Annotated in this window: 21 protein-coding genes and 1 pseudogene; 9 read left to right on the top strand and 13 right to left on the bottom strand. The window is 38.8% G+C overall.

Annotated features, from left to right (window positions below):
* Positions 1-83 precede the first annotated feature (83 nt).
* Positions 84-1,397 carry a Na+/H+ antiporter family protein gene (locus tag HPB14_RS02880; RefSeq protein ID WP_000892611.1) on the top strand — a complete coding sequence of 438 codons (1,314 nt, stop codon included), beginning with the start codon at positions 84-86 and terminating at the stop codon, positions 1,395-1,397.
* Positions 1,397-2,713, top strand: coding sequence for an MATE family efflux transporter (locus tag HPB14_RS02875; RefSeq protein ID WP_267470966.1), 1,317 nt, complete (start codon positions 1,397-1,399; stop codon positions 2,711-2,713). The genes HPB14_RS02880 and HPB14_RS02875 overlap by 1 nt, the downstream gene beginning before the upstream one ends.
* Here the strand turns inward: HPB14_RS02875 and rny are convergent, their stop codons facing one another.
* Together rny and HPB14_RS02865 are read right to left on the bottom strand one after the other, a co-directional pair.
* A complete protein-coding gene (rny, locus tag HPB14_RS02870) occupies positions 2,714-4,225 on the bottom strand; it encodes a ribonuclease Y (protein ID WP_041199476.1) in 1,512 nt (503 codons plus the stop codon).
* Positions 4,203-4,871, bottom strand: a complete 669-nt coding sequence (locus tag HPB14_RS02865) for a 5-formyltetrahydrofolate cyclo-ligase (RefSeq protein WP_080011969.1) — start codon at positions 4,869-4,871, stop codon at positions 4,203-4,205. The genes rny and HPB14_RS02865 overlap by 23 nt, the downstream gene beginning before the upstream one ends.
* A gap of 97 nt (positions 4,872-4,968) precedes the next feature.
* Here HPB14_RS02865 and HPB14_RS02860 point away from each other — a divergent pair, with 97 nt between their 5' ends.
* Both HPB14_RS02860 and ftsY read left to right on the top strand, forming a co-directional pair.
* Entirely contained in the window at positions 4,969-5,526 is a 558-nt protein-coding gene (locus HPB14_RS02860; RefSeq protein ID WP_001220405.1) for a hypothetical protein, read from the top strand.
* A gap of 6 nt (positions 5,527-5,532) precedes the next feature.
* Positions 5,533-6,411, top strand: a complete 879-nt coding sequence (gene ftsY / locus HPB14_RS02855; protein ID WP_000481593.1) for a signal recognition particle-docking protein FtsY — start codon at positions 5,533-5,535, stop codon at positions 6,409-6,411.
* A 219-nt stretch (positions 6,412-6,630) separates the two neighbouring features.
* Here ftsY and HPB14_RS02850 read toward each other — a convergent pair whose 3' ends face one another.
* The 3 genes and pseudogenes from HPB14_RS02850 to moaA form a co-directional block, all read right to left on the bottom strand.
* Positions 6,631-7,230, bottom strand: coding sequence for an NYN domain-containing protein (locus HPB14_RS02850; RefSeq protein WP_001016948.1), 600 nt, complete (start codon positions 7,228-7,230; stop codon positions 6,631-6,633).
* A 424-nt stretch (positions 7,231-7,654) separates the two neighbouring features.
* A pseudogene (locus HPB14_RS02845) lies at positions 7,655-8,092 on the bottom strand (hypothetical protein); the annotation flags it as partial.
* 248 nt (positions 8,093-8,340) lie between these two features.
* A complete protein-coding gene (moaA, locus tag HPB14_RS02840; protein WP_014658447.1) occupies positions 8,341-9,306 on the bottom strand; it encodes a GTP 3',8-cyclase MoaA in 966 nt (321 codons plus the stop codon).
* Positions 9,307-9,391: 85 nt separating this feature from the next.
* Here moaA and mobA point away from each other — a divergent pair, with 85 nt between their 5' ends.
* Both mobA and flhB read left to right on the top strand, forming a co-directional pair.
* Positions 9,392-9,997 carry a molybdenum cofactor guanylyltransferase MobA gene (gene mobA, locus HPB14_RS02835; protein WP_000795313.1) on the top strand — a complete coding sequence of 202 codons (606 nt, stop codon included), beginning with the start codon at positions 9,392-9,394 and terminating at the stop codon, positions 9,995-9,997.
* Positions 9,994-11,067 (top strand): flagellar biosynthesis protein FlhB, encoded by a 1,074-nt coding sequence (gene flhB / locus HPB14_RS02830; RefSeq protein WP_041199429.1) that lies wholly within the window; start codon positions 9,994-9,996, stop codon positions 11,065-11,067. Before mobA ends, flhB begins: the two co-directional genes overlap by 4 nt.
* A gap of 88 nt (positions 11,068-11,155) precedes the next feature.
* Here the strand turns inward: flhB and HPB14_RS02825 are convergent, their stop codons facing one another.
* From HPB14_RS02825 to HPB14_RS02790, 8 genes are all read right to left on the bottom strand, one after another.
* Positions 11,156-11,893 (bottom strand): hypothetical protein, encoded by a 738-nt coding sequence (locus HPB14_RS02825; protein WP_001012458.1) that lies wholly within the window; start codon positions 11,891-11,893, stop codon positions 11,156-11,158.
* Between the two features lie 18 nt (positions 11,894-11,911).
* A complete protein-coding gene (locus HPB14_RS02820) occupies positions 11,912-13,219 on the bottom strand; it encodes an N-acetylmuramoyl-L-alanine amidase family protein (RefSeq protein WP_014658446.1) in 1,308 nt (435 codons plus the stop codon).
* A 6-nt stretch (positions 13,220-13,225) separates the two neighbouring features.
* Positions 13,226-14,317, bottom strand: a complete 1,092-nt coding sequence (fabX, locus tag HPB14_RS02815) for a decanoate oxidase/trans-2-decenoyl-[acyl-carrier protein] isomerase FabX (RefSeq protein ID WP_000255205.1) — start codon at positions 14,315-14,317, stop codon at positions 13,226-13,228.
* Positions 14,318-14,333: 16 nt separating this feature from the next.
* Positions 14,334-15,542 carry a tyrosine--tRNA ligase gene (gene tyrS, locus HPB14_RS02810; protein ID WP_000435709.1) on the bottom strand — a complete coding sequence of 403 codons (1,209 nt, stop codon included), beginning with the start codon at positions 15,540-15,542 and terminating at the stop codon, positions 14,334-14,336.
* A gap of 19 nt (positions 15,543-15,561) precedes the next feature.
* Positions 15,562-17,892 carry a RelA/SpoT family protein gene (locus tag HPB14_RS02805; RefSeq protein ID WP_001002280.1) on the bottom strand — a complete coding sequence of 777 codons (2,331 nt, stop codon included), beginning with the start codon at positions 17,890-17,892 and terminating at the stop codon, positions 15,562-15,564.
* Positions 17,879-18,103: a DNA-directed RNA polymerase subunit omega gene (locus HPB14_RS02800; RefSeq protein ID WP_000712202.1), complete on the bottom strand. Its 225-nt coding sequence runs from the start codon at positions 18,101-18,103 to the stop codon at positions 17,879-17,881. Before HPB14_RS02800 ends, HPB14_RS02805 begins: the two co-directional genes overlap by 14 nt.
* Positions 18,104-18,144: 41 nt before the next feature.
* Complete coding sequence (gene pyrH / locus HPB14_RS02795) at positions 18,145-18,867, bottom strand: UMP kinase (RefSeq protein ID WP_001148063.1); 723 nt, start codon at positions 18,865-18,867, stop codon at positions 18,145-18,147.
* 108 nt (positions 18,868-18,975) lie between these two features.
* Positions 18,976-19,659: an MqnA/MqnD/SBP family protein gene (locus HPB14_RS02790; RefSeq protein WP_001210721.1), complete on the bottom strand. Its 684-nt coding sequence runs from the start codon at positions 19,657-19,659 to the stop codon at positions 18,976-18,978.
* A gap of 129 nt (positions 19,660-19,788) precedes the next feature.
* Here HPB14_RS02790 and acnB point away from each other — a divergent pair, with 129 nt between their 5' ends.
* The 3 genes from acnB to HPB14_RS02775 all read left to right on the top strand — a co-directional run bounded on the left by acnB (position 19,789) and on the right by HPB14_RS02775 (position 24,244).
* A complete protein-coding gene (gene acnB / locus HPB14_RS02785) occupies positions 19,789-22,347 on the top strand; it encodes a bifunctional aconitate hydratase 2/2-methylisocitrate dehydratase (RefSeq protein WP_014658445.1) in 2,559 nt (852 codons plus the stop codon).
* Between the two features lie 75 nt (positions 22,348-22,422).
* Positions 22,423-22,689: a hypothetical protein gene (locus tag HPB14_RS02780; RefSeq protein ID WP_000758357.1), complete on the top strand. Its 267-nt coding sequence runs from the start codon at positions 22,423-22,425 to the stop codon at positions 22,687-22,689.
* A 265-nt stretch (positions 22,690-22,954) separates the two neighbouring features.
* Positions 22,955-24,244 (top strand): DDE transposase, encoded by a 1,290-nt coding sequence (locus tag HPB14_RS02775; RefSeq protein WP_001145979.1) that lies wholly within the window; start codon positions 22,955-22,957, stop codon positions 24,242-24,244.
* The last annotated feature ends 50 nt before the right edge of the window (positions 24,245-24,294 follow it).

Here is a 24,294-nt window from a genome sequence, read left to right as displayed (position 1 = left end):
TGGTAGATGCAATTTTTTGCGCTAAACAAGCGCAAAAATTCTATCATTTTTGCGCGGTATTTTCATTTTAACAAGGAGCAAAAATGCTAGAAAATAGCTCTGTATGGAGCAATCCTGCCTTTGTGGCCATCATTTGCATGTGCGTTCTTAGCCTTTTAAGGCTCAATGTCATGCTTTCTATGATTAGCGCGACTCTCATAGCAGGGCTTATGGGAGGGCTTGGAATCACAGAGAGTTTTAATGCGATGATAGACGGTATGAAAGGCAATTTAAACATCGCTTTAAGCTACATCCTTTTAGGGGCTTTAGCGGTAGCGATCGCTAAAAGCAACCTCATTAAAGTCGCTTTGAATAAATTAATAGGCTTAATGGATTACAAGCGATCCACTTTTTGCTTTTTGATCGCTTTCATCGCATGCTTTTCGCAGAATTTAGTGCCGGTGCATATCGCTTTTATCCCTATTTTAATCCCCTCTCTTTTGCATTTGATGAACCGGCTAGAATTGGATAGAAGAGCGGTCGCTTGTGCTTTAACCTTTGGCTTGCAAGCCCCCTACTTGGTGCTTCCTGTAGGGTTTGGCTTGATTTTTCAAACCACCATTTTAGAGCAATTGAAAGCCAATGGCGTTAGCACCACCATAGCGCAAATCACGGGAGTGATGTGGATAGCGGGATTAGCGATGGTCGTTGGGCTATTTTTAGCCGTATTAACGCTATACAAAAAACCCAGACACTACCAAGAAAAATCTTTTAATATAGAAGATTACGCCTCGCTTCAATTAAACTACCATGACTATTTGACTTTTATAGGGATTGTCGTGGCGTTTGTGATCCAATTAGCCACCGATTCGATGCCCTTAGCCGCCTTTTTAGCGTTAGCGATCATCTTACTAGGGCGTGGTATTAAGTTTAAAGAAACCGACTCGCTTATGGATGATAGTGTGAAAATGATGGCGTTTATCGCTTTTGTGATGCTAGTGGCTAGCGGGTTTGGAGAAGTGTTGCAAAAAGTGCATGCGATAGATGGCTTAGTGAATGCGATCACAAGCGTGATCCAAGGGAAGTTTTTAGGGGCTTTTTTAATGCTTGTTGTAGGGCTTTTTATCACTATGGGGATAGGGACTTCTTTTGGCACTATTCCTATTATCGCTGTGTTTTATGTCCCTTTATGCGCGAAATTAGGTTTTAGCATAGAATCTATGATTTTACTCATCGGCATAGCCGCAGCCTTAGGCGATGCAGGCTCACCGGCTAGCGATAGCACCATGGGGCCTACTTGCGGGCTTAACGCAGACAACCAACACAATCATATCTATGACACATGCGTGCCGACTTTTTTAGTCTATAATCTCCCTTTGATTGTTTTTGGGGTGGTTGGAGCGTTACTATTAGGCTAATCTATCAAGTTAAGAAAATCTTTTCTTTAGCCTTACCCTCTGGGGTCAATGCTTTTTTAGATGTGCTGGTGGTCGCGCTCTCGGTTTTTTTTGTGGGTAAGATTTCGCACCATCACATTGTGGCTTTAGGGGTAGGCTTGCAATTTTTGATGCTTTTTTATGGGATCAATACGATTTTATACACCGGCACTAACGCTATTCTTTCTAGGCTTGTGGGGGCTAGGGATTTTGCTCAAATCAATCACGCCTTTTCAAGTATTTTCATAGGGGCGTTTATGATCTGTTTGGGCGTGCTGTTGGTTTCTTATTTTTTGATTGAGCCTTTTTTGAATTGGATGCAATTACAAGATCCTTCACGCCAATTGACGCAAGATTATTTAGAAATCTTAGTTATCGCGCTACCGAGTATTTTTTTAAAAAATGTTTTAGTTTCAGCGCTCGCTAGTTTTTCAGACACCCTAACCCCCTTTATTGTCAAAATCATCATGGTCATCGCATGCATTTTTTTGAATCAAGCCTTGATTTTTGGGGATTTTGGTTTTAAAGAAATGGGGATTGTAGGCTCTGCTTTAGCGAATGTGGTTGTCTCTTATTGGGAATTACTCGCGCTTAGTCTTTGGATACAAATCAAAAAAATCCCTTTAAAATTCAAAATAACCTTTCATTTTTCTTTTTTAAAAACCATGTTTAGAGTGGGTTGGCCAGCCGGGTTTGAGCGTTTATTGAGCTTATTTTCTTTAATACTCTTGTCTAAATTTGTAGCGAGCTATGGGGATAAGGTGTTAGCGGGCATGCAAATAGGCATTAGGGTGGAAACCTTTTCGTTCATGCCCGGATTTGGATTTATGATCGCAGCGATGGTTTTAACAGGGCAAAATTTAGGGGCGAACAAGCCAAAGATCGCCACAGAATACGCGCATTTGATTTTAAAAATCTCTATGGGTTTAATGGGGGTTTTAGGGATTGTTTTAGTCTTATTCGCTAAAGAATTTGCGAGCCTTTTTTCTCAAGATGAAGAAGTCTTAGAAGTGGCGCGATCTTATTTGATCGCTGTGGGTCTCTCTCAAGCCCCCTTAATTGGGTATTTTGTGCTAGATGGAGTTTTTAGGGGGGCTGGCATTTCTAAAGTCTCACTGTATATTAACACCCTAAGCTTATGGGGGTTAAGGATCATGCCCATTTACTTGCTTTTAATTCATCATTTTAAGGTGGAATTTATTTTTGTAGTGATCGCATCAGAAACTTTTTTGCGCTCATTCATCTATTATAAAGTTTTTTCTAAAGGCATATGGAAAAGGTGCGGGAAAAAGGCTTAATCATTGCTTGAGCGTAGCGGTCGTTTTGAAACGGCTTTCTCGCACCACTTGCACACCCACTTCGCCCACATACTGAGCGCTCTCTTCTATCTTTTTAGCGATCTTTCTGGCAATAATAGGCACTTGATTGTCCCTAACTTGGTTGGATTTGACAATCACTCTTAATTCTCGCCCGCTCTCCATCGCATACGCCTTTTCCACCCCATCAAATTCTAGCGCGATCTCTTCTAAAGCTTGCATGCGTTTAGCGTATTCTTCATCGCTCTTTCTTCTAGCCCCAGGACGCCCTGCTGAAAGTGCATCAGCCGCGCACACGCTCGCGCACTCCACGCTCAAAATCTCTTCATGCCCATGGTGGGCATAAATCGCATTGATCACAACCGGATCTTCTTTATGGCGCTTGCACACCTCAACGCCTAAATTCACATGGTCTCTCCCAAGCTCTTGGGTGAGCGCTTTACCAATATCATGCAAAATACCCGCTCTTCTAGCGAGCTTTTTATCCCCCCCAAGCTGTTCTGCAATCAAGCCGGCTAAAAGAGCGACTTCCTTAGAATGCTGTAAGGCGTTTTGCCCAAAACTGGAGCGGTAACGCATTTTGCCTATTAAAATTTTAAGCTCATCTTCCATAGCCCCAAGCTCTAATTCTAGCACCACGCTCTCTCCTTCAAAAAGCAGTTCTTTTTCCATGTTGCGTGCGACTCTGTGATAAACCTCTTCAATCCTGTTAGGCTGGATACGGCCGTCTTCTATTAAAATTTTAATCGTCTCGCTCGCCACTTCACGCCGATAAATATTGAAACTGGACAAGCACAATTCGCTGCTATCTTCGCTAAATTCTATATCCACCCCACTAATCTTTTTAAACGCTTCAATGTTTTTCCCGTCTTTTCCTATCACACGACCCACATAATCTGAGCAAGGCAAAGCGATACGGCTTGTTAAATTCTCTGTCGCATAATCGCCCGCAAAACGGGCTGTCGCTTCCGCTAAAATGGCATACGATTTTTTCTTGCCCTCTTCTTTGGCTTCTTTTTCATAACGCCTAATTAAGGCGCTTTTTTGCGCTTCTAATTCTTCTTCTAATTGCTCTAAGATCATGCTTTTAATTTCATCTTTGGTATAAGCCATGTAATTGAGCATTGCGTCTAGCGCTTTGGCTTGAGCTTCTTTACAAATAGCGCGCTGTTTTTTAAAATTTTCTTTTTCTTGTTCTAAAATTTGGCGTTCTTTTTCAAGCTCTTTTTTTTCCTTTTCCAAATAGCGTTTTTCATCTCTTACAAATTCTTTGTGTTGCGCTTCTAAATGCTTCAAATGCGCTTCTTTTTTATCAAAATGGGTTTGGAGTTGCAAATTCTTATTTTCATATTGCTGTTGCAACTTGCATTCTTGGCTTTTCATGCGCATCTCTTCAGCTTCCACAAAAGATTTCGCTTGAAACTCCATTAATTTGGCTTTAGCTGAAGCGCCTTTTAAAATGGCTTGCCCTCTAGCATAATAGATCTTTTTCATCACATAATACATGACTAGAGCGGTGATCAAACACGCTACCAAAACTTCTAATGAAATGTAAATTAACCCGCTGCTCATAATGTTTCCTTTTATCATTCTTCATAACGATACGAGCATTCATGTAAAGATTCGCTTCAATGTCATAAGCGTCTGTAAGGATACCATTAGCGATCGCTAACTCCCTACTCACAAACACGATTAAGGGGCGTTTTAGTTGCTTTTTGAGCAATTTTGGCAAACTCCTATCATACATGCCTAGCCCAAAACCCACGCGCCTAAAGCTTGTATCCATTCCTAAAATCGGCACGACAATGCAATCTAATTCCCGCTTATAACAACGCGATAAACTCGGCTCATCAAACCACCCCAAACGCTTTAAGGGCAACCTAAAGGGCGAGATAGTAAAACCCTCTTTAGAAAAATCAGTGCCTTTTTTGATGCTTTTAGGCAACCACACGCGCTTATTTTTTTGTCTTAACTTCAAAATCAAAGGCCTAATGTCAAGCTCATGCCCTAATGGGCTATACAATAAAATATTTTGATAATCTTTGAGTTTCCAAAACAAAAGCTTGCAAGCCAATTTATCCCTGACTTTATTTTTTGCTTTAGCCCTTTTCAAGCGTTCTTTACAAAAATCTCTAAAAATCGTTTTAATGGTTATAATCCTTAAATTTTAGACTTACATTATAGTATAATTTTAGGTTATTAGTTACCATTTTATTATTCTTAAGGATGTGTTTATAATGAGAATTAAGGCTTATTTTTTGCGTTTTATCGCGCTGGTTTTTATCGTTTTGTTGGGTTTTAGCGCTTGTAAAAATTCTCAAAAATCTCAAGATTCTCAAAACAATACCACCCAACAAGATAGCCCTAAAACCTACACCGCTATGGATTTGAATAACCAAGAATACACGATTACAGGCGATTTAGATTCCCTAAACATCAGCCCGGATTCCAACACCCCTACCCTATTAGTTTTAAGCGCTTTAGACGATTTTTTAAAAAATTACTCTCCCACCTTTAACATCTTAAAAAAAACTTTTAAAGATCGTTTGAGGGTGCTTATTTTACTCAATAAACCCTATTCAAGCGATGCAATCAAAGACTTTATTGCGCCTTCTCAAACTGATTTGATGATTTTAAACCCTAAAGATACCGCTCTTTTTGATCATTTAAACCATGACGCTTTAAACCATTCTTTTAACATGCTCTTATATGACAAACACCAATTGATTAAAATGTATCAGGGGATTGTGCCAGCAGAAATGCTCCAATTTGATATTTCCCATTTAAAGGATTAAAAAACCATGTTTAATTTTTTCAAAAAAATTGTCAATAAGATTAAGGGCGAAGAGAAAGAAAAAAAGCGTGAAAGTATCCCTAAAGAGGAATTAGAAGAAATTTTGATTGGCTTTGACATCCAATACGATTTGATAGAGAGCCTATTAAAGCATTTAGGCGATTTAATTACGCCCAAGCAATTAGAAGTCGCTTTGTTGCGTTTTGTGCGAGGGGAAAGCTATTATGATAAAACCCGCCTAAAAACTATCACCACAAAACCCTTAGTGCACTTAATCGTGGGGGTTAATGGGGCGGGTAAAACCACAACGATCGCTAAATTAGCCAAACTCTCTTTAAAACAGCATAAAAAAGCGCTTTTAGGGGCAGGCGATACTTTTAGAGCGGCCGCAGTCAAACAGCTGCAATTATGGGGTGAAAAGCTTAACATTCAAGTCATTAGCGCTAAAGAAGGGAGCGATCCAAGCTCTCTAGCTTACAACACCATAGAAAGCGCGATTGCTAAAAATATAGATGAAGTTTTTATAGACACCGCCGGGAGGCTGCACAACCAAACCAACCTTAAAAACGAGCTTTCTAAAATCGCTCGCACCTGCTCTAAAGTTTTAAAAGACGCCCCCTTTTATAAATTCCTTATTTTAGACGGTACGCAAGGGAGTTCTGGGCTAACGCAAGCCAAGATTTTCCATGAGACTTTGGCGTTAGACGGCGTGATCATGACTAAGCTTGATGGCACTTCTAAGGGCGGAGCGATTTTAAGCGTGCTGTATGAGTTGAAATTACCCATTCTTTATTTAGGAATGGGCGAAAAAGAAGACGATTTGATCGCTTTTGATGAAGAACGCTTTATAGCAGACTTGGTTGATGCGGTGTTTGTGGAACAATAAAAAATACAACCATGCCAGGAACATGGAGTATAACATAAACAGTATGGTCAAGTAACTTTATGATGAGTTCAATGTTTTCTATAAGAGCGATGATAAAGCACCTTTTGAAAGATTTATTCGAAGAATTAAGATTAAAACATTGCAAAAATAATATAGAAGTTATTACCAATATAGTAAAATAGGAGTTTTAAACTCCTATAACCTTATTCTGAACACCTATTAATTAATATTGTCGTTTTTAATGCCTAATTTATTATATATATTTTCTATTCTTACTTTTTTGATAAAATCACAATGTTTAGTAAGGCTACTTTCTATTTTTTGTTCGAGATCTTCAAAAAGGATAATTTCTGTTTGAATTCCATTTGTTCTAGCCAATTTTAAAGCCGGAGACATATCAGAGTCATATCCTATTAAAACTACTTTTTCTACAAAATGTTTTAAGGAAATTTCTAGCATGTCTATCCCAAGGAGCATATCTACTTGTTTTTGAACTTCCACATCACCACGCTTAACAAGTTTCCCAAGTCTCAAAGCAGTATGATTTAAACATTCTAGTGTTGACAAAAAATTCAGTATATCTTTCTTTTTAGAATGGCTATCTAGTGGTTTTGCTGTGTAAAAGAATATTCTATATAGATTTAACAAGTCTTTATCATGGTAACTGTCAAAAACACATAAATTACAAAAATCTACAACTTTCTGTGGATTATTGTTGTAATCAAAAAAGAGTCTTTTCTTTTTCCATGTTTTGTTAAAAACACCTACTCTCAAATTTTCAAAATCAACGAAAATTGCTGTTTTTTGTGTATGGTTCATAATTTTTATCCTTTTTATGTGGACAACTAGGGTTACAGGATTAAAGAAAGAATGCCCTAGTTGAGTAATATGCTGTCTATTATAATAAATTTTTTGTAAGAAGTCAAACTTATAGATTTTTTATGCTTCAATTAATTATTGCTTATAATCTATAGAACACATTGGTGAAATAGGGTTTGTTTTTATAGGGTATCAATAACCAAATTTAAAAAGTTATTAGCATTTTTTACAATCAATAGTAAAGAGCTTGATGCTAGTCAAGTGATAGCTCTAAAAAGCGGTCTTCTTGAATTAGGGGTTTTTAGTTGGGGGTTGTAGGGGGAATTATTTCAAAATACCCCTATCCCCTTAAGAGAATGAGTTTTATCATAAAATAGAATAACTAAAACCCCTTTTTTTAATAATAAGACTTTGTGCGGCGTTCATTCCTGCTTGATGCGAGATGCTGCGTGAGCGTGCCAGGAATGACATTCCCCTTTTCATCCACACTGATATAATCCACGATTTCGTGGTTCTTACTGGGCGTGGCATAGTTTGGGCAAAGATTCTTAATCTGAGCCTTTTGCCCACTAGAAAGATTGTCATACTGCACTATCCTTTCTCTTTTTCCTGCAAGGATATTATGCGCATTAACATGGGCTTGCTCTTTGATTTCAGCAGAATACCCCGCCTGTTGGTTGATATTTTGTTTAATATAGTTAGGGTTTACCTTCCTTTTTGAGATCTCTTCTAATCTATCAAAGGCAGAAAAATGCTCTCTATTGGCACTAGCATGAAGTGCACTTTCTTCGCCAGTTGAACCCATGATGGTTGCGTCTGTAATGTTGTTGTATTTTTGTTTTTTTTCTCTATCTTTTTTCATGACCTAACTCCAAAAAAGAGGGATTTAAAAAAAGCGAGAGATTTTGGGGATTTTAAAAGGTTTAGGGTAGGCTTATAAGTAACCCCCCCCCCAGAAAAGCTAGAAATAAAAGACTAGGACTAAAAAACGCTAGGATTTTTTCCATAAAGACCTCCTTATTGTTTGATCCTAGCCACTATAACCAAAAATCCTAAGCAAACCGCTTTATTTTTAATAAAAAGGTTTAAAATGATAAATATTTTACTCCCCTACCCCCCTGTGTAGTAAAACGCCCTTGTGGGAGTTTCGCTGTTTTTATCATTCCACATGTTTTTTTCTGGTTTATTGATGACAGATTGTTTTAAAAGCCTTTTCATCATTTTTGTATCTTTATTTATGATCGCTTCTTTAGCGTCTATGGCGTCTTGATAGTATAAACATGGGCAAATCTTGCCATCAGAAGCCAAGCGGATACGATTGCAAGATTGGCAAAAATCATCGCTATGCGGAGCGATAATGCCAAATTGATAGCCATTTTCTAGCGTGTAGATTTTAGAAGACCCTTGTTTGGGTTTTTCTGTCTCCATTATTTTGTATTTTTGAGCGATCAAATCTAAAATTTCTTCCTCTTTCAAGCCTTTAACCAAACTTTTAGCATGCGTATTTTCCATAAATTCAATGTAGCGGATTTGTATATGCCTGTTTTTCGCGTATTCTAAAAGCTCTAAGATTTCATCATCATTAACGCCTTTCATCACAACCGTGTTTAATTTGAGTTTTAAACCCGCTTTTAAGGACTCTTCAATCCCTTCTAGCGTGTTTTTAAGAGCGTCTTTTTGAGAGATTTTTAAAACCCTATCGCTTTTTAAAGAATCCAATGAAACATTCACTCGCGATAACCCGGCATTTTTTAAATCCTTAGCCATTTTTTTGAGTAAAAAACCATTAGTGCTTAAAACTAACGCCACTTCTTTATTGTAAGCGTGCAATTTAGCGATAAACTCGTCTAAACCCTTGCGTAATAGCGGCTCCCCACCCGTGATTCTAATTTTTTTAACGCCTTCATCAATGGCGATTTTAAGAAATTCTAAAACATTATCCAAAGGCAATAATTCTTCATCATCAAAAAAATTTAATGGCGTAGCAGGCATGCAATACTGACACCTGAAATTACATTGCTTGGTTACAGAAACCCTAATATAGTCAATAACCCTATTAAAACTATCTACTAACACTCCCTTTTCCCTTATGCCCTTTATTTAAGCTTTTAGTGTAACATAATAAACAATGACTTAACAATACTAAACATGGATAGATCTTTTGAAAAACCCTATCATTGATAACATTCCTTGCGTTTTATTAGCTGGGGGCAAAAGCTCTCGTTTTACCATCAATAACATTCAAATCAATAAGGCTCTCATGCCTTTAAAATCGTATTCTAGCCTTTTAGAATACCAATACTCGCGCCTTTTAAAACTTTTCAAACAAGTCATTATCAGTGCTAAGAAATCGTATGAATTAAACGCTCCCTATCTTTTAGAAAGAGAAAGCGGTCTTTTTTCACCCCTTTTTGGCATTCATAACGCTTTTTTAACGTTGCAAACCCCTTATATTTTTTTTATCCCTATAGATACGCCTTTAGTGTCCTTTGAGAGCATCAAGGCTCTTTGTGGGGTTAAAAATTTTAGCGTAGTCTATGCTAAAAGCCCCACAAAAGAACATTATTTGATTTCTTTTTGGCATCAAAGTATCCTTAACGCCCTTAGTTACGCTCTTAAAACACAAAATTATCGCCTTAGCGATCTTGTGAAAAATACCCTTTCTGTCGCTATCAATTTTAATCAAGAAGAAGAATTTTTAAACCTCAACACCCTAAAAGACTATGAATTAGCCGTTCAAATTTTAAAAGAGGGATCAAATGGCTGAAGAAGAAAAAAACCGAACTCCCTAGTGCGAAAAAAATCCAAAAAGCCAGAGAAGAAGGCAATGTGCCTAAGAGCATGGAAGTGGTGGGGGTTTTAGGGTTATTGGCCGGGCTAATGAGTATTTTTGTTTTTTTTATATGGTGGGTGGATGGCTTTAGCGAAATGTATCGCCATGTGTTGAAAGATTTTTCCCTAGATTTTAGCAAAGAAAGCGTTCAAGAGCTGTTTAACCAGCTGGCTAAAGACACTTTTTTATTGCTTTTGCCTGTTTTAATCATTTTAATGGTGGTGGCGTTTTTATCCAATGTCTTGCAATTTGGCTGGCTCTTTGCCCCTAAAGTCATTGAGCCTAAATTTTCTAAAATCAACCCTATCAATGGCGTCAAAAACCTTTTTTCTTTAAAAAAGCTCCTTGATGGGAGTTTGATCACTTTGAAAGTTTTTTTAGCTTTTTTTCTGGGGTTTTTCATCTTTTCCTTATTTTTAGGGGAATTAAACCATGCGGCTCTTTTGAATTTGCAAGGCCAGTTATTGTGGTTTAAAAGCAAGGCGTTAGCGCTCATTTCTTCGCTTTTATTTTTATTTTTTGTTTTGGCTTTTATAGATTTAATAATCAAACGCCGCCAATACACCAACTCTTTAAAAATGACTAAACAAGAAGTTAAGGACGAATACAAACAGCAAGAAGGGAACCCAGAAATCAAAGCCAAAATCCGCCAAATGATGGTAAAAAACGCCACGAATAAAATGATGCAAGAAATCCCTAAAGCCAATGTCGTGGTTACTAACCCTACCCATTACGCTGTCGCTCTCAAATTTGATGAAGAACACCCTGTGCCTGTGGTAGTGGCTAAAGGCACGGATTATTTAGCCATTAGGATTAAGGGAATCGCCAGAGAGCATGACATAGAAATTATAGAAAATAAAACGCTCGCTAGAGAGCTTTATAGGGATGTGAAATTAAACGCTACCATACCAGAAGAATTGTTTGAAGCCGTGGCGATAGTCTTTGCTCAAGTAGCTAAATTAGAGCAAGAACGCCAAAAACAAAAGATCATCAAACCTCTTTAAGATTTTTGTAAAACCGCTTTTAAGCCCCAAAAAGACACTCAATCAAGGACACCCAATCAAAAGGCTTTAAGTTATCCCTACTTGAGCTTTAAATTTGATGTTCCAAGCGCCTTAAAGTGTTATGCACATATTCTAAAAGCCACCCTAACAAGCCTAAAAAATAAAAACCCAATCGCATGCCATAATATTCTTTAGTTTGAATGAACATGCTAGAGCATAGCACCACCACGCTAAGCCCCACGATCAAAATAAGCGTGTTAGCGTATTCATACAACCCAAAAAGGCGTTTGCAATAGATTAAAACCAGTATCAATAAAATAAGAGCGAGTATAAAAAGGGAAAAATCCACGCAATCAGACACACTTAAAAACCTAAAACTCTGTAAAGAAGAAGCAAAAACCCACACGATGCAAATATTCATAGAGGGCAAGAAAGATTGCTTCATGCTAGCCCCTAAAAAACGCCACAATAAAGTCGCTAACAGCGCAAAGTAGAAAAGATAAAGCACGATTAAAGAATGTTTAATAGGAAAATTCCAAGCGTAGAAAGAAAGGCATAATATCCCTACGCAAGCGCATTTTTGGCGCGTGAGAGTGAAAGGCTTTAGAATAAGCACAAGCAGATAAATCAAAGAAACGCTTATTAGCCCCAAGTAATCTAATTTGACAATGAAATCATAAACATGGTTTTCAAACAAAAAAAACAATTGCGAAAAATCATCGCTGAAATGCGAAAACAACAAAGTTTCCACATTGAACAAAAACAACAAAAAAAACAATGAAGAAAAAACGACTTTATGCGTGTATATCTTTTGATAAAAATTCATCTATAGCCTAATCATTGCCTAATCATTCTTGCTGAAGAAACTATCAATGCCATCAGCAATGCCCTTAGCCAAGATTTTTTGATACGGTTTGCTTTGGATGCGTTTAGATTCTATCGCATGGGAATTATAACCAATTTCTATTAAAATTGAAGGCATTAAAGCCCCGGCCAACACCCAAAAAGGCCCCTCTCTCACGCCCCCATCCACCACATCAGGGTAATTTTTGCGGACACTTTGGAGCATGCCGTATTGCACATCAATCGCCAGTTTGTTAGAAACAATCAATCGTTGCGTGTTCAATGAATTTAAAAGCAAACTTTTAGAAAAATGATCCATTAAATTCACATCGTCTTTATTTTCTTGCTCAGCCACTTTCCTAGCCCTTTCACTCCTTGCGGTGGATAAAAAATAAGTCTCTATGCCATGAGCGTTAGAGGTGGAGTGTTTAGGGATGGAATTGGCATGCACTGAGATGAATAAATCCGCGCTTTTTTTATTGGCTAATTCCGTGCGAGCCACTAAATCAATATAAATATCCTTATCCCTTGTCAATAAAACGCTATAGCCTCTCTTTTTAAGCTCTTTATGTAAAAACTTCACCACTTCTAAAACAATGTCTTTTTCACACACCAAATTCGCGCTCATCGCCCCGCAATCTTTCCCCCCATGCCCAGCGTCTAAAACGATCTTTTTGTGTTTTTTGCGCTTGGTTTTGATGAAAGCGTCATTTTTTTCTGTTATAAAAACTTGGTTCTTACTCTCATTTTCTAATTCTTTTTTAGGAATTTCTTTTTTAGCGCTCCTTTCGTTCAATGGAGGATGCACATGTTTTGAATGCACATGCTTAGTTGGCGTTTTCTCTTTAGACTTTTTAGCCTCTTTTTTAATGGGCTTAGGGGTGGGTTTTGGCACTTGGTGTTTGAGTGCATGGTGTTTGGGTGGTTTTAACGCCATTTGATGCCTAATTAAGGGCTTTTTCTCCACGATAGAAACATAGAGCTTGTCTTTAAGGATTTTAATCTCATAAGTCATCTTAGGAGCATAGCCGATAACCACTCGTGCTAATTTAGGGCTGAATTGCGCAATCGTGATGAAAGATTGCTTGGAAAATTGGTAATGCTTTTTAGGAATGGTTAAAACGGCTTCTAATTCCAAATAACTCTTGAAATTTTTAAGCGGAACTTCTTTGAATTTCTTAATTTTTTGATTGAACAGAATTTTAACGCTACTAGAGCCAAAAGGCACAATGTTGGTAATTTTAAGGGTTGTAGCATAAGCAAAATGCAACCAAAAAAGACATGCAACAACCCCTAACCTCACAAGCACTACAAATTAACCCTCTGTAAGCTCTTTAATCAATTCATGCACGCTGATAATCTTATCCACTCTATAGCCATTAGCCCCGGTAAAATAAAGCCCCTCTTCTCTGTTTCCTAAATAACTGCGCCCCAAGCCATCAGCGATACAATAGCCCACCTTTTTAGCCTCTTCACCCCTGTTACAAGGCGTTACACAATTGCTCACGCATGCGATTTTGGGTGCGTTACCCTCTTCAATGCGTTTGATCACCCCCGTATTAATAGCTCTAGCCGGATAACCTACAGGCGATTTAATGAGTAAAATATCTTCTTTTTTGAGCGTGGGCAAAAGATCGGCATACGCTTTAGCGTCGCATTCTTTCGTGCCTAAAAAACGAGTCGCCATCTGCACCCCACTCGCTCCAAGACTCAACATGGTGTCTATATCTTTCCTGTCCCAAATCCCCCCCGCAGCGATGATAGGGATATTCCCCCATTCCTTAGAAGCTTCCACGACTTTAGGCACTAAGTTTTCTAATCGGAATTCTTCTTTGAAACAATCTTCGTATTTAAAGCCCTGATGCCCCCCACTCAAAGGCCCTTCCACAATGAACGCGTCCGGGATTCTTTTATAGCGATCGCTCCATCTTTTACAAAGGATTTTTAAAGCCTTCGCTGAAGAAATAATAGGGATGAGCGCCACATCGCTAAAATCCTTAGCGAATTCAGGCATGTTAGTGGGCAAACCAGCCCCTGTAATAATGATATTCGCTCCCGCTTCACAAGAGTCCCTTAAAACACGGCCATAGTCATTGATAGCGTATAAAATATTAGCCCCTAAAGGGTTGTTCCCGCAAATCTTCCTAGCGTTTGCAAAAATCTCATTCAACGCTTTTTTGGAGTAAAAATTCAAGGCTTCAAAGGGTTTTTTAGCCACAATCCTTTCTACAAAGTGCATGTTTTTATAATAACCAGTCCCTACGGCTGAAATCACTCCTAAAGCCCCTTCTTTGGCAACATTTCCAGCTAGTTCATCCCAGCTAATCCCCACACCCATGCCCCCTTGAAAGATAGGGAATTTTATGGTGTGCTTACCGATTTTTAGCGGTTTGAGTGTTGATACCATAGCTCTTTCCTTAATATTAGTTAATATTTAATTTCATAAATCTTTTCTTACCAAGCTGTATAACATAATTTCCTTTAACAAAACGATAACTCTCATCTTTTACCACTTCTTGATTAATCTTTACCCCTCCTCCTTGAATATCGCGCCTGGCTTGTGAAGTGGATGGGCAAAAGCCAATCTGTTTTAAAACATCTAAAATCCCCACCCCCTCATCAAAATCGCTCTCTGATAAAATTTCGGGCAAAAGGTTTGCGCTAAACACTTTAGAAAATTGCTCTTTAGCCTTGATAGCTTGTTCATTATCATAATAACGAGCCACGATTTCACCAGCGAGTTCTTCTTTAACGGCTTTAGGGTGCAGGGTTTGGTTTAAAATACCATGTTTTAAGTCTTCAATTTCTTCTAAAGTCTTAGCGCTCAAAAGGGTGTAGTAGCGCCACATGAGATCATCGCTCACGCTCATGATCTTCCCAAACATCGCATTAGGCTCTTCAGTGATCCCCACATAATTCCCCAAGCTTTTACTCATTTTTTGCACCCCATCAAGCCCCTCTAATAAAGGCATGGTAATGATAGACTGCTCTTTATTCAAGCCATAAGCCCGTTGCAAAAAGCGCCCTACCAGCAAATTAAACTTTTGATCATTGCCCCCAAGCTCAATATCCGCATCCATCGCCACTGAATCATAGCCTTGCAATAAAGGGTATAAAAATTCCACGATGCTAATGGGGCGGTTTTCTTTATAACGTTTGGTAAAATCATCTCTTTCTAGCATTCTAGCGACTGAAAACTTTGCACACAATTCTATCATGCCCTTTGCGCCTAAAGCATCCAACCAAGTGGAATTAAAGCACACTTCGGTGTGTTGTTGATCTAAAATTTTATAGATCTGCTCTTCATAAGTTTTAGCGTTTTCTAAGACTTGCTCCCGGTTTAAGGGCTTTCTGGTTTCATTTTTACCTGTAGGATCGCCTATCATAGCGGTAAAATCCCCAATCAAAAACTTAACCCTAGCCCCATATCGCTGCAATAAAGCCAGTTTTTGGATCAATACCGTATGCCCTAAATGCAAATCGGGAGCGGTAGGATCAAAACCGGCCTTAACGATAAAGCGTTCATTGGTTTCATAATATTTCCTCACCAGCTTTTCAATGTATTCTAATCCAATGATTTCATTAGCGCCTCTTTTGATCTCTTTTAAGGCGGTACTGATTTTTTGTTCCATGTTCATTCCTTAATTAGGCTTATTGTAGCTCATAAGCGTCATCCAGACTGGATAACTCTACAATCCTATCCTGATATTTGCGATTGATTAAGGCTCTGATCCAATCCGCCTTATCCGTGGCTATTTCAAAACTCACTTCACAATGGCTAGAATATTTGTCTTTATAGCCTAAGTAAGACACGCCCACAATATTGCATTCATTCCTGTTTAAAAAAGTTAATAAACCCGCTAAAACCGACTTTTTTTCGCCTAAATAAAACATCATTTTATAAATCGTTCGATCGCGCTTGTGCCATTCTATATAAACCATAGGCGCTTTAGCGTCCACTTCCGCTATCGCTTTTTTGCAAAATTTATGGTGCGCAATCGCCTTTGGATCTTTTAAATCCGTTACAATCGCAATGATTTCATCGCCGTATTTAGGGTAACAACAATCATTCAATAACACCTGTTTGATTTCTAAAGCGTTACTTGAACAAACGCTAAAATGCTCCAATTCCTTACACTGCCATTGCCGGTTGGGGGTTAAAAAATTCAAGACATTGGTTTTAAAACCCAAATACCTTAAACCTCGAGTCCATAAACTCATCTCTTGGTATTCTAAAATCGCATCTTCTTTTAAAGAAAACACCTTATTTTCAATTTCTTCAGTGAGTTTGGCTAAATTCTCAAAGCTTTTCATCGCTTCTGTTAAAGTGGTCTCCACCCCGCAATCTGTTAATTTTTCTTCAAAGTTTTTATAATCTTTTAAATCCACATCTTCAAAAACAGAACGCCCAAAAAAAGTCGCTAAAATATTAATCATGCTTTTAGTGTCAATTTCTTTCAAGCGGTTTCTTCTTTGGATGCGCAAATGGTTTTTAGCCTTAGAAGTTTTAAGCTGATCCATCCAAATGAAACGAGGTATTATTTTATCGCCTTTAATAATTTTAACCACATCCCCGCTTCTTAATTCCTGATTGAGTAAGGCTTTTTTACTATTGATATAAGCGTCCGTGGCTTTATCGCCCAAATCGCTATGCACCATGTAAGCAAAATCTAACGCAATCGCTCCTACCGGTAAGGTGTAAGTGTCCCCATGAGGCGAAAAAACGACAATATCTTCACGATACAAATCGTTCTTAGCGAGTTCGTAAAATTCCTTAGGGTCGTTTTTTAGATCGCTGTCATGGTATTTAAAATTTTGCAACCATCTCATGCCCTCATGATGATCTTCATTATCCACGCCCCCAGCTTTATACTTCCAGTGGGCTGAATTACCATACTCCGCCCCCATATGCATATCAAAGGTGCGAATCTGCACTTCATAAACAGAAGATTCATCAAAAATGGTCGTGTGTATCGTCTTATAGCCATTTTCTTTCGGTAAAGCGATGTAATCTTTAAAACGAGAGACAATGGGTTTGAAATTCAAATGGATAATCCCTAAAACTTTATAGCAATCAATCGGGTTTTTCAATAAAATTCTAATGGCTAACAAGTCCAAAATTTCATCAATATTAACCGCGCCCTTTCGTTGCATCTTAAGATAGATAGAATAGGGGCGTTTCACCCTTGTAACGAGTTTAAAATCCGAATGGCTAAACCCGCTGTCAAAAAGTTTTTTTTCTAACTTGCTCGCAAAAGCGTTGAGTTTTAAGAGTAAAGACTGCTTGTTTTTGTGCAAATACTCCTTGATATTTTTATACTCTTCTGGATAAATATAATAAAAGCTCTTGTCTTCTAATTCATTTTTGATTGAAGACATGCCCAATCGGCTCGCTATGGGAGCATACACCGCTAGAGTTTCTTTAGAAATACGCACTTGCTTGTCATGAGGCAAAGCGTCTAAGGTGAGCATGTTGTGCAACCTGTCGCTAATCTTTACCACTAAGGCTCTTGGATCTTGTATCGCACTAATGAGAATCTTTCTAAAAGTGAGCGCTGAAACCACCATTCTGGGATCTTGAGAGCTCACGCCTAATTCTTCTTTCCTGATTTCAGTGATTTTAGTGAGCGCATCCACTAAATTAGCCACATCTTGCCCAAATTCTTGCTCAATCGTTTCAATCTTACAAGGCGTGTCTTCTACCACATCATGCAAAAGCGCAGCGCACACCATCGCCTCATCGCCCCCACAAAACGCTACCAAGCTTGCCACACAAATAGGATGGACGATATAAGGCTCGCCGCTCTTTCTGTATTGCCCCTTATGGCTTTTGGTCGCTAAATTTAGGGCGTTTTCAATTTTGGGCGTGGAATCAATTAAAGTCCTTAAGATTTCAATGCCACCCTTTGGGGTCGTAACTTTTTTAATAACATCCAAAATCCGTAAGAATCCGATATCAACGGATTTGTCAATTTCGTTCATCTATCCTGTCTATATCAATTTTCCCTTCAGCGATTTCTCTAATGGCAATATCCACTAATTTATGACGCTTAGGGTCCATATTCACTAAAGTTTTGGCTCCGGCGTTTAATTGTTTCACCCGAGCGAAAACTAAATTATCTAGCATGTAGCGATCGTTCCCAATATTTTTTAAAGCTTGAGCGACTAAACTCTCTGTTCTCTCTTTTTTCAAAATGATCCTTTTATTTTGAGTTCTATCCAATGTTAAAGGGCTTATTTTACCATAGAAAACACGCCTTGTTGGTGCTTAATCACTTGCAACAAATTCCCTTTTTTGAACATGTTACACACCACAATGGGGAGCTTATTGTCTTTAGCTAAAGAAATAGCGGTATCATCCATCACTTCAATATCCCCTATCAAGGCATCGTTATAACTTAAAGTGTCTAATTTTTTAGCGTCTTTGAATTTGTTAGGGTCTTTATCGTAAATGCCATCCACTTTAGTCGCTTTAATGATTAAATCCGATCCAATTTCAATCGCTCTTAAAGTGGCCGCTGTATCCGTAGTGAAAAACGGGTTTCCCGTGCCAGCGCCAAAAATCACCACCCTACCCTTTTCTAAATGCCTGATCGCTTTCCTATAAATATAACTTTCACAAATCTCTTTGATTTCAATCGCGCTCTGCACTCTTGTGTCTAAGCCGATATGCTCTAAAGCTTCTTGCATCGCTACCGCATTAATCACGGTGGCTAACATGCCCATATAATCCCCACTGGTGCGCCTAATAATCCCTCCTTGAGCCGCGCTAACCCCCCTAATGATATTGCCTCCACCAATCACAATACCCACTTCAATATCGTTTTCCACTAAGCTTCTGATCTCTTTAGCGATGTGATCTAACACATGAATGTCAATCCCAAACTGGTTGTCCCCAGCTAACGCTTCCCCAGAAAATTTCACCAAAACCCGCTTGTTTTTTATTTTTGCTTGCATGATCCCTTCTTAATTAATTAATAAAATTTTAATAAGACTTGTGATTGTAACCTAATCTTGCTTAAAAACACCCTTTCTGAATTTTAAGCCTACATTCTCAGCGAATCACTAAAAACGCTTGGGTTTTTGGATGCGTTTGAACAACAATTCACGATAGAACGCTTTAAGGCCTGATTGTTCCTTTTTGCCTAAAGTGTAGTAAATTTTTTGCAAGTAATTTAGAATGTCTTGGCGTTTTAGGTTGGTTTTTAAAGCGGCTTCTTTAAGGATGTAGTAAGGGATTTTTGTTTTTTGATGTTTGAAGGCTAAAGACAGGCGTTTGTAAAAATCCTTGTTTTTATAGTAACACAAACGCCCAAAAACAAACGGCAAGCGTTTTTTTTCATACCACAGAGCGGCTAAATCTATAAAATCTTTTTTGGGGTTGGAATAATAAAATTGCAACGCTTTATTGCCGATTAAAACTTCGCCCTTTAACCCTAGCGCTTGAGAGAGGGCGTTTGAAGAAGCGCTTTCTTTGTCAAAAGCGTTTTTTGTATTTACAACCAACACGCTTAAAACTTCCTTATAAGCGACAATGCCTAAAGAATAAGAATGGAGAGCGAATTGATAGCCAGCGATAGAAGAAATAAACCCCGCATCAATGCGCCTGAATAAAAAACTCTCATTGAGTTTGGAGGGGTAGGTTTTTTTAAGCCGCAAGAATTGTTTGAAATAACAAGGGGTGGGGTAGGATTTGATAAACACATCAAAAGGGAGCATGTTCAAATAATCAATTTTACCAAAACGCACTTAAAATCCTTTTTTGTATCGCATGGTAGCTAAAGTTTCTTACAACTTAACTAAAAGTAAAAAGAGTTTTGTTATCATGGAGTAGTTTGCAATGCATTAGTGAGTAATACTATTTAAAAAGGAGAAATGATGAAAGATTTTTTAGAAGATTATAAAAAAAGCGTTTCAGAAAGAGAAAGTGAGGGTATTCCGCCACTCCCCTTAAGCGCTAAACAAGTGGAAGCGGTTGTTGAGATTTTGATGAAAGATCCCACAAACGCCGCTTTTACTAAAGAATTACTCATTCATAGAGTAAGCCCTGGGGTTGATGAGGGGGCGAAAGTCAAAGCGGAATTTTTAGCCCAATTGTCTCAAAAAAAACTGGAATGCGTGCACATTAGCGCTTTAGAAGCGACCACTCTTTTAGGCACGATGCTTGGGGGGTATAATGTAGAGCCTTTGATTGTGGGCTTAGAAAGTCAAGACAAAAACATCGCTAAAGAGAGCGCGAAAGCGTTAAAAACCACTCTTTTAGTCTATGGATCGTTTGATAAAATTGCGGCAATGAGCAAAACTAACGCTCTGGCTAAAGAAGTGCTAGAGTCTTGGGCGAATGCCGAATGGTTTTTAAATAAAGAGCCTTTGAATGAATGCATTGAAGCATGCGTGTTTAAGATTGATGGCGAAACCAATACCGATGATTTAAGCCCAGCGAGCGACGCTTTCACACGAAGCGATATTCCTTTACACGCCAAAGCCATGCTAAAAAACCGGATTGAAAATTACGAACAACGCATAAAAGCCATTAAAACTAAAGGCGTTCCTGTAGCGTATGTGGGCGATGTGGTTGGTACAGGAAGCTCCAGAAAAAGCGCGACAAACTCTATCATGTGGCATTTTGGTAAGGACATTCCTTTTGTGCCTAATAAAAGGAGTGGGGGCATTGTGATTGGGGGGGTGATCGCTCCGATTTTCTTTGCGACTTGTGAAGATAGCGGGGCATTACCCATTGTGGCTGATGTTAAGGATTTAAAAGAGGGCGATTTGATTAAAATCTATCCTTATAAAGGCGAAATCACGCTGAACGATAAAGTGGTTAGCACTTTTAAACTAGAGCCTGAAACTTTGTTAGATGAAGTTAGGGCTTCTGGGCGTATCCCTTTAATCATTGGCAGGGGTTTGACGAATAAAGCGCGTAAATTTTTAGGGCTAGGCGAATCGGAAGCGTTTAAAAAACCATCCGCTCCTAAAAGCGACGCTAAAGGCTACACTTTAGCCCAAAAAATTGTAGGGCATGCTTGTGGGGTGAAAGGGATCTTGCCTGGGACTTATTGTGAGCCAAAGGTTACCACCGTAGGCAGTCAAGACACCACAGGGGCGATGACCAGAGATGAAGTTAAAGAATTAGCGAGTTTGAAGTTTGATGCGCCTTTTGTGTTGCAAAGTTTTTGTCATACCGCCGCTTACCCAAAGCCTAGCGATGTGAGTTTGCATGCAACCTTGCCTGGCTTTATCACTCAAAGAGGCGGTGTGGCGTTGCATCCGGGCGATGGCGTGATCCATACATGGCTGAACCGCATGGGATTGCCTGACACTTTAGGCACAGGGGGGGATAGCCACACTCGTTTCCCTTTAGGCATTAGTTTCCCGGCAGGAAGTGGGTTAGTCGCTTTTGCAGCGGTTACAGGCACGATGCCCTTGAACATGCCAGAATCCGTATTAGTGCGTTTTAAAGGGGAAATGAATCCTGGGATCACCTTAAGGGATTTAGTGAATGCGATCCCTTATTATGCCATTAAAAAAGGGTTACTCACGGTGGAGAAAAAGGGTAAAATCAATGTCTTTAACGGGCGTATTTTAGAGATTGAAGGCTTGCCTGATATTAAAATGGAGCAGGCTTTTGAACTAAGCGATGCGAGTGCAGAAAGGAGTGCGGCGGCTTGCGTGGTGCATTTGAATAAAGAGCCGATGATTGAATACTTGAAATCCAATATCAAGCTGATTAATGAAATGATTGCAAGCGGTTATGAAGATAAAGAGACTTTGAAAAAACGCAGAGATGCGATGCAAGCTTGGGTGGATAATCCGGTATTGTTAGAGCCAGATAGTAACGCCCAATACGCCGCTGTCATTGAAATTGATGTGGCAGAAATCACTGAGCCTATTTTGGCATGCCCTAATGACCCTGATGATGTCGCTACTTTGAGCGAAGTTTTAGCGGATACGACCGGCAAAAGACCGCACGCTATTGATGAAGTGTTTATTGGATCTTGCATGACGAATATTGGGCATTTTAGAGCCTTTGGCGAAATCGTTAAAAACGCTCCTCCCAGTCAAGCGCGTCTTTGGGTAGTGCCACCCAGTAAAATGGATGAGCAAGAGCTTATTAATGAGGGCTATTATGCGATTTTTGGGGCTGCCGGGGCAAGGACTGAAGTCCCAGGCTGTAGCTTGTGCATGGGCAATCAAGCGAGGGTTAGGGATAATGCGGTCGTCTTTTCCACTTCCACGCGCAATTTTGATAATCGTATGGGTAGAGGGGCTAAAGTGTATTTAGGCAGCGCGGAGCTTGGGGCGGCGTGCGCTTTACTAGGGAGAATCCCCACTAAAGAGGAATACATGAATTTAGTGAGCGAAAAGCTAGAGAGCCAAAAAGACAAGATCTATCGCTACATGAACTTTAACTTAATGGAGAATTTCAGGCTCTAGTTTTGTTTTCATTAAAAGGGAATGATCCCTTTTATTTGGCTATGGCTGAGTAGAGGATAAAAGAGGAGAGCGGTGATGAAAAAAGTCGTTGTGAGTTTATGCGTGGCGTTAGGTTTTTTAAGCGCGGATCCAGTGCAAGCCAATAAAGCGATCAGTAATGCGGATTTGATTAAAGAGATAAGGGACTTGAAAAAAATCATCAGCGCGCAAAACACTGAGATCAACAATTTAAGAAAAGTGCAAGAAGTCTTATCTGGGCAATTAGTGGACATGCGTAAGGATATATTAAGCACTAGAGATTATTGCATTAGCTTAAGGCCTTATATTTATAATTGGCGCTAGGGGATAATCAAAAACATGAAAGCATGCGCCATTCAATGATGCAATCCTTTAATGATTGAAAAAATTAAAGTTGGTGGGATTTGGTTCTCGCTCTGTATCCCTATGATAGGGATTTTATAGGGTTTGAGTGTCCAATGCGTTCGATCCCAACACGCCTTAGAAAAATCCTCTTTAATTGGATTATAGGGGTAAAATTAATCCCCTTGTTAGGGCTAAATGTCCTATAATAAGGTTTTAGGAAATTCAGTTTAAAAGATATTAAAAAATGCCATACGCCTTAAAAAAAAGATTTTTCAAACGCTTTGCGCTGATTATTTCCACTTTTTGCGCGATAAGCTTGAACGCTAAAAGCTATCTGTTTTCCCCCTTGCTCCCAGCGCACCAGCAAATCATTAAGACAGAACCTTGCTCTTTGGAATGCTTGAAAGACTTGATGCTGCAAAATCAAATCTTTTCTTTTGTTTCTCAATACGATAACAACAACCAAGATGAGAGCCTTAAAACTTATTACAAAGACATCTTAAACAAACTCAACCCTGCATTCATCGCTTCTCAAACTCCAGCTAAAGAAAGCTATGAGCCTAAGATTGAATTAGCGGTTTTACTGCCTAAAAAGGTGGTGGGCCGTTACGCGATTTCAGTGATGAACACCCTTTTAGCGTATTTGAACACCAGAAACAACGATTTCAATATCCAAGTCTTTGACAGCGATGAAGAAAGCCCTGAAAAATTAGAGCAAACCTATAAAGAAATTGAAAAAGAAAAATTCCCTTTTGTGATAGCCTTATTGACTAAAGAGGGCGTGGAAAATTTGCTCCAAAACACCACCATTAGCACCCCTACTTATGTGCCTACGGTGAATAAAGCACAATTAGCAAATCATACCGAGCTTTCTTTAAGCGAGCGCTTGTATTTTGGGGGGATTGATTATAAAGAGCAATTAGGCATGCTCACGGCTTTCATTAACCCTAATTCACCCGTGATTGAATACGATGATGATGGCTTAATAGGCGAACGCTTGAGGCAAATCACGGAGTCTTTAAACATTGAAGTCAAACACCAAGAAAATATTTCTTACAAGCAAGCCACGAGTTTTTCAAAAAATTTTAGAAAACATGATGCGTTTTTTAAAAATTCTACTTTGATTTTAAACACCCCTACCACTAAAAGCGGCCTGATCCTTTCTCAAATAGGGCTTTTAGAGTATAAGCCCCTTAAAATCCTTTCCACACAAATCAATTTCAACCCCTCTCTACTCTTACTCACCCAGCCTAAAGACAGAAAGAATTTATTCATTGTCAATGCCTTACAAAACAGCGATGAAACGCTAATAGAATACGCCTCCTTATTGGAAAGCGATTTAAGGCATGATTGGGTGAATTATTCCAGCGCGATAGGGCTAGAGGTGTTTTTAAACACGCTAGATCCGCATTTTAAAAAGTCTTTTCAAGAGAGTTTAGAAGACAATCAAGTCCGTTACCACAATCAAATTTATCAGGCTTTAGGGTATTCTTTTGAGCCGATAAAAAATGGAAGCGAAACAAAAAAAGAATAATATTTAGATAATTATTTGAATACTCTCATTTTTAATAGGTTTTTAATAAA

Origin of the sequence: Helicobacter pylori HUP-B14 (assembly GCF_000259235.1) — a bacterium.
GTDB lineage: Bacteria > Campylobacterota > Campylobacteria > Campylobacterales > Helicobacteraceae > Helicobacter > Helicobacter pylori_CU.
This window is presented reverse-complemented; position numbering and strand designations above follow the sequence as displayed.

What these genes read in the sequence shown, in the direction of transcription:
- fabX (WP_000255205.1), bottom strand. Translation starts at nt 14,317, where the DNA reads ATGGTATCAACACTCAAACCGCTAAAAATCGGTAAGCACACCATAAAA.
- HPB14_RS02880 (WP_000892611.1), top strand. Translation starts at nt 84, where the DNA reads ATGCTAGAAAATAGCTCTGTATGGAGCAATCCTGCCTTTGTGGCCATC.
- HPB14_RS02825 (WP_001012458.1), bottom strand. Translation starts at nt 11,893, where the DNA reads ATGAATTTTTATCAAAAGATATACACGCATAAAGTCGTTTTTTCTTCA.
- ftsY (WP_000481593.1), top strand. Translation starts at nt 5,533, where the DNA reads ATGTTTAATTTTTTCAAAAAAATTGTCAATAAGATTAAGGGCGAAGAG.
- HPB14_RS02780 (WP_000758357.1), top strand. Translation starts at nt 22,423, where the DNA reads ATGAAAAAAGTCGTTGTGAGTTTATGCGTGGCGTTAGGTTTTTTAAGC.
- HPB14_RS02850 (WP_001016948.1), bottom strand. Translation starts at nt 7,230, where the DNA reads ATGAACCATACACAAAAAACAGCAATTTTCGTTGATTTTGAAAATTTG.
- tyrS (WP_000435709.1), bottom strand. Translation starts at nt 15,542, where the DNA reads ATGGAACAAAAAATCAGTACCGCCTTAAAAGAGATCAAAAGAGGCGCT.
- HPB14_RS02775 (WP_001145979.1), top strand. Translation starts at nt 22,955, where the DNA reads ATGCCATACGCCTTAAAAAAAAGATTTTTCAAACGCTTTGCGCTGATT.
- rny (WP_041199476.1), bottom strand. Translation starts at nt 4,225, where the DNA reads ATGAAAAAGATCTATTATGCTAGAGGGCAAGCCATTTTAAAAGGCGCT.
- acnB (WP_014658445.1), top strand. Translation starts at nt 19,789, where the DNA reads ATGAAAGATTTTTTAGAAGATTATAAAAAAAGCGTTTCAGAAAGAGAA.
- HPB14_RS02860 (WP_001220405.1), top strand. Translation starts at nt 4,969, where the DNA reads ATGAGAATTAAGGCTTATTTTTTGCGTTTTATCGCGCTGGTTTTTATC.
- pyrH (WP_001148063.1), bottom strand. Translation starts at nt 18,867, where the DNA reads ATGCAAGCAAAAATAAAAAACAAGCGGGTTTTGGTGAAATTTTCTGGG.
- HPB14_RS02805 (WP_001002280.1), bottom strand. Translation starts at nt 17,892, where the DNA reads ATGAACGAAATTGACAAATCCGTTGATATCGGATTCTTACGGATTTTG.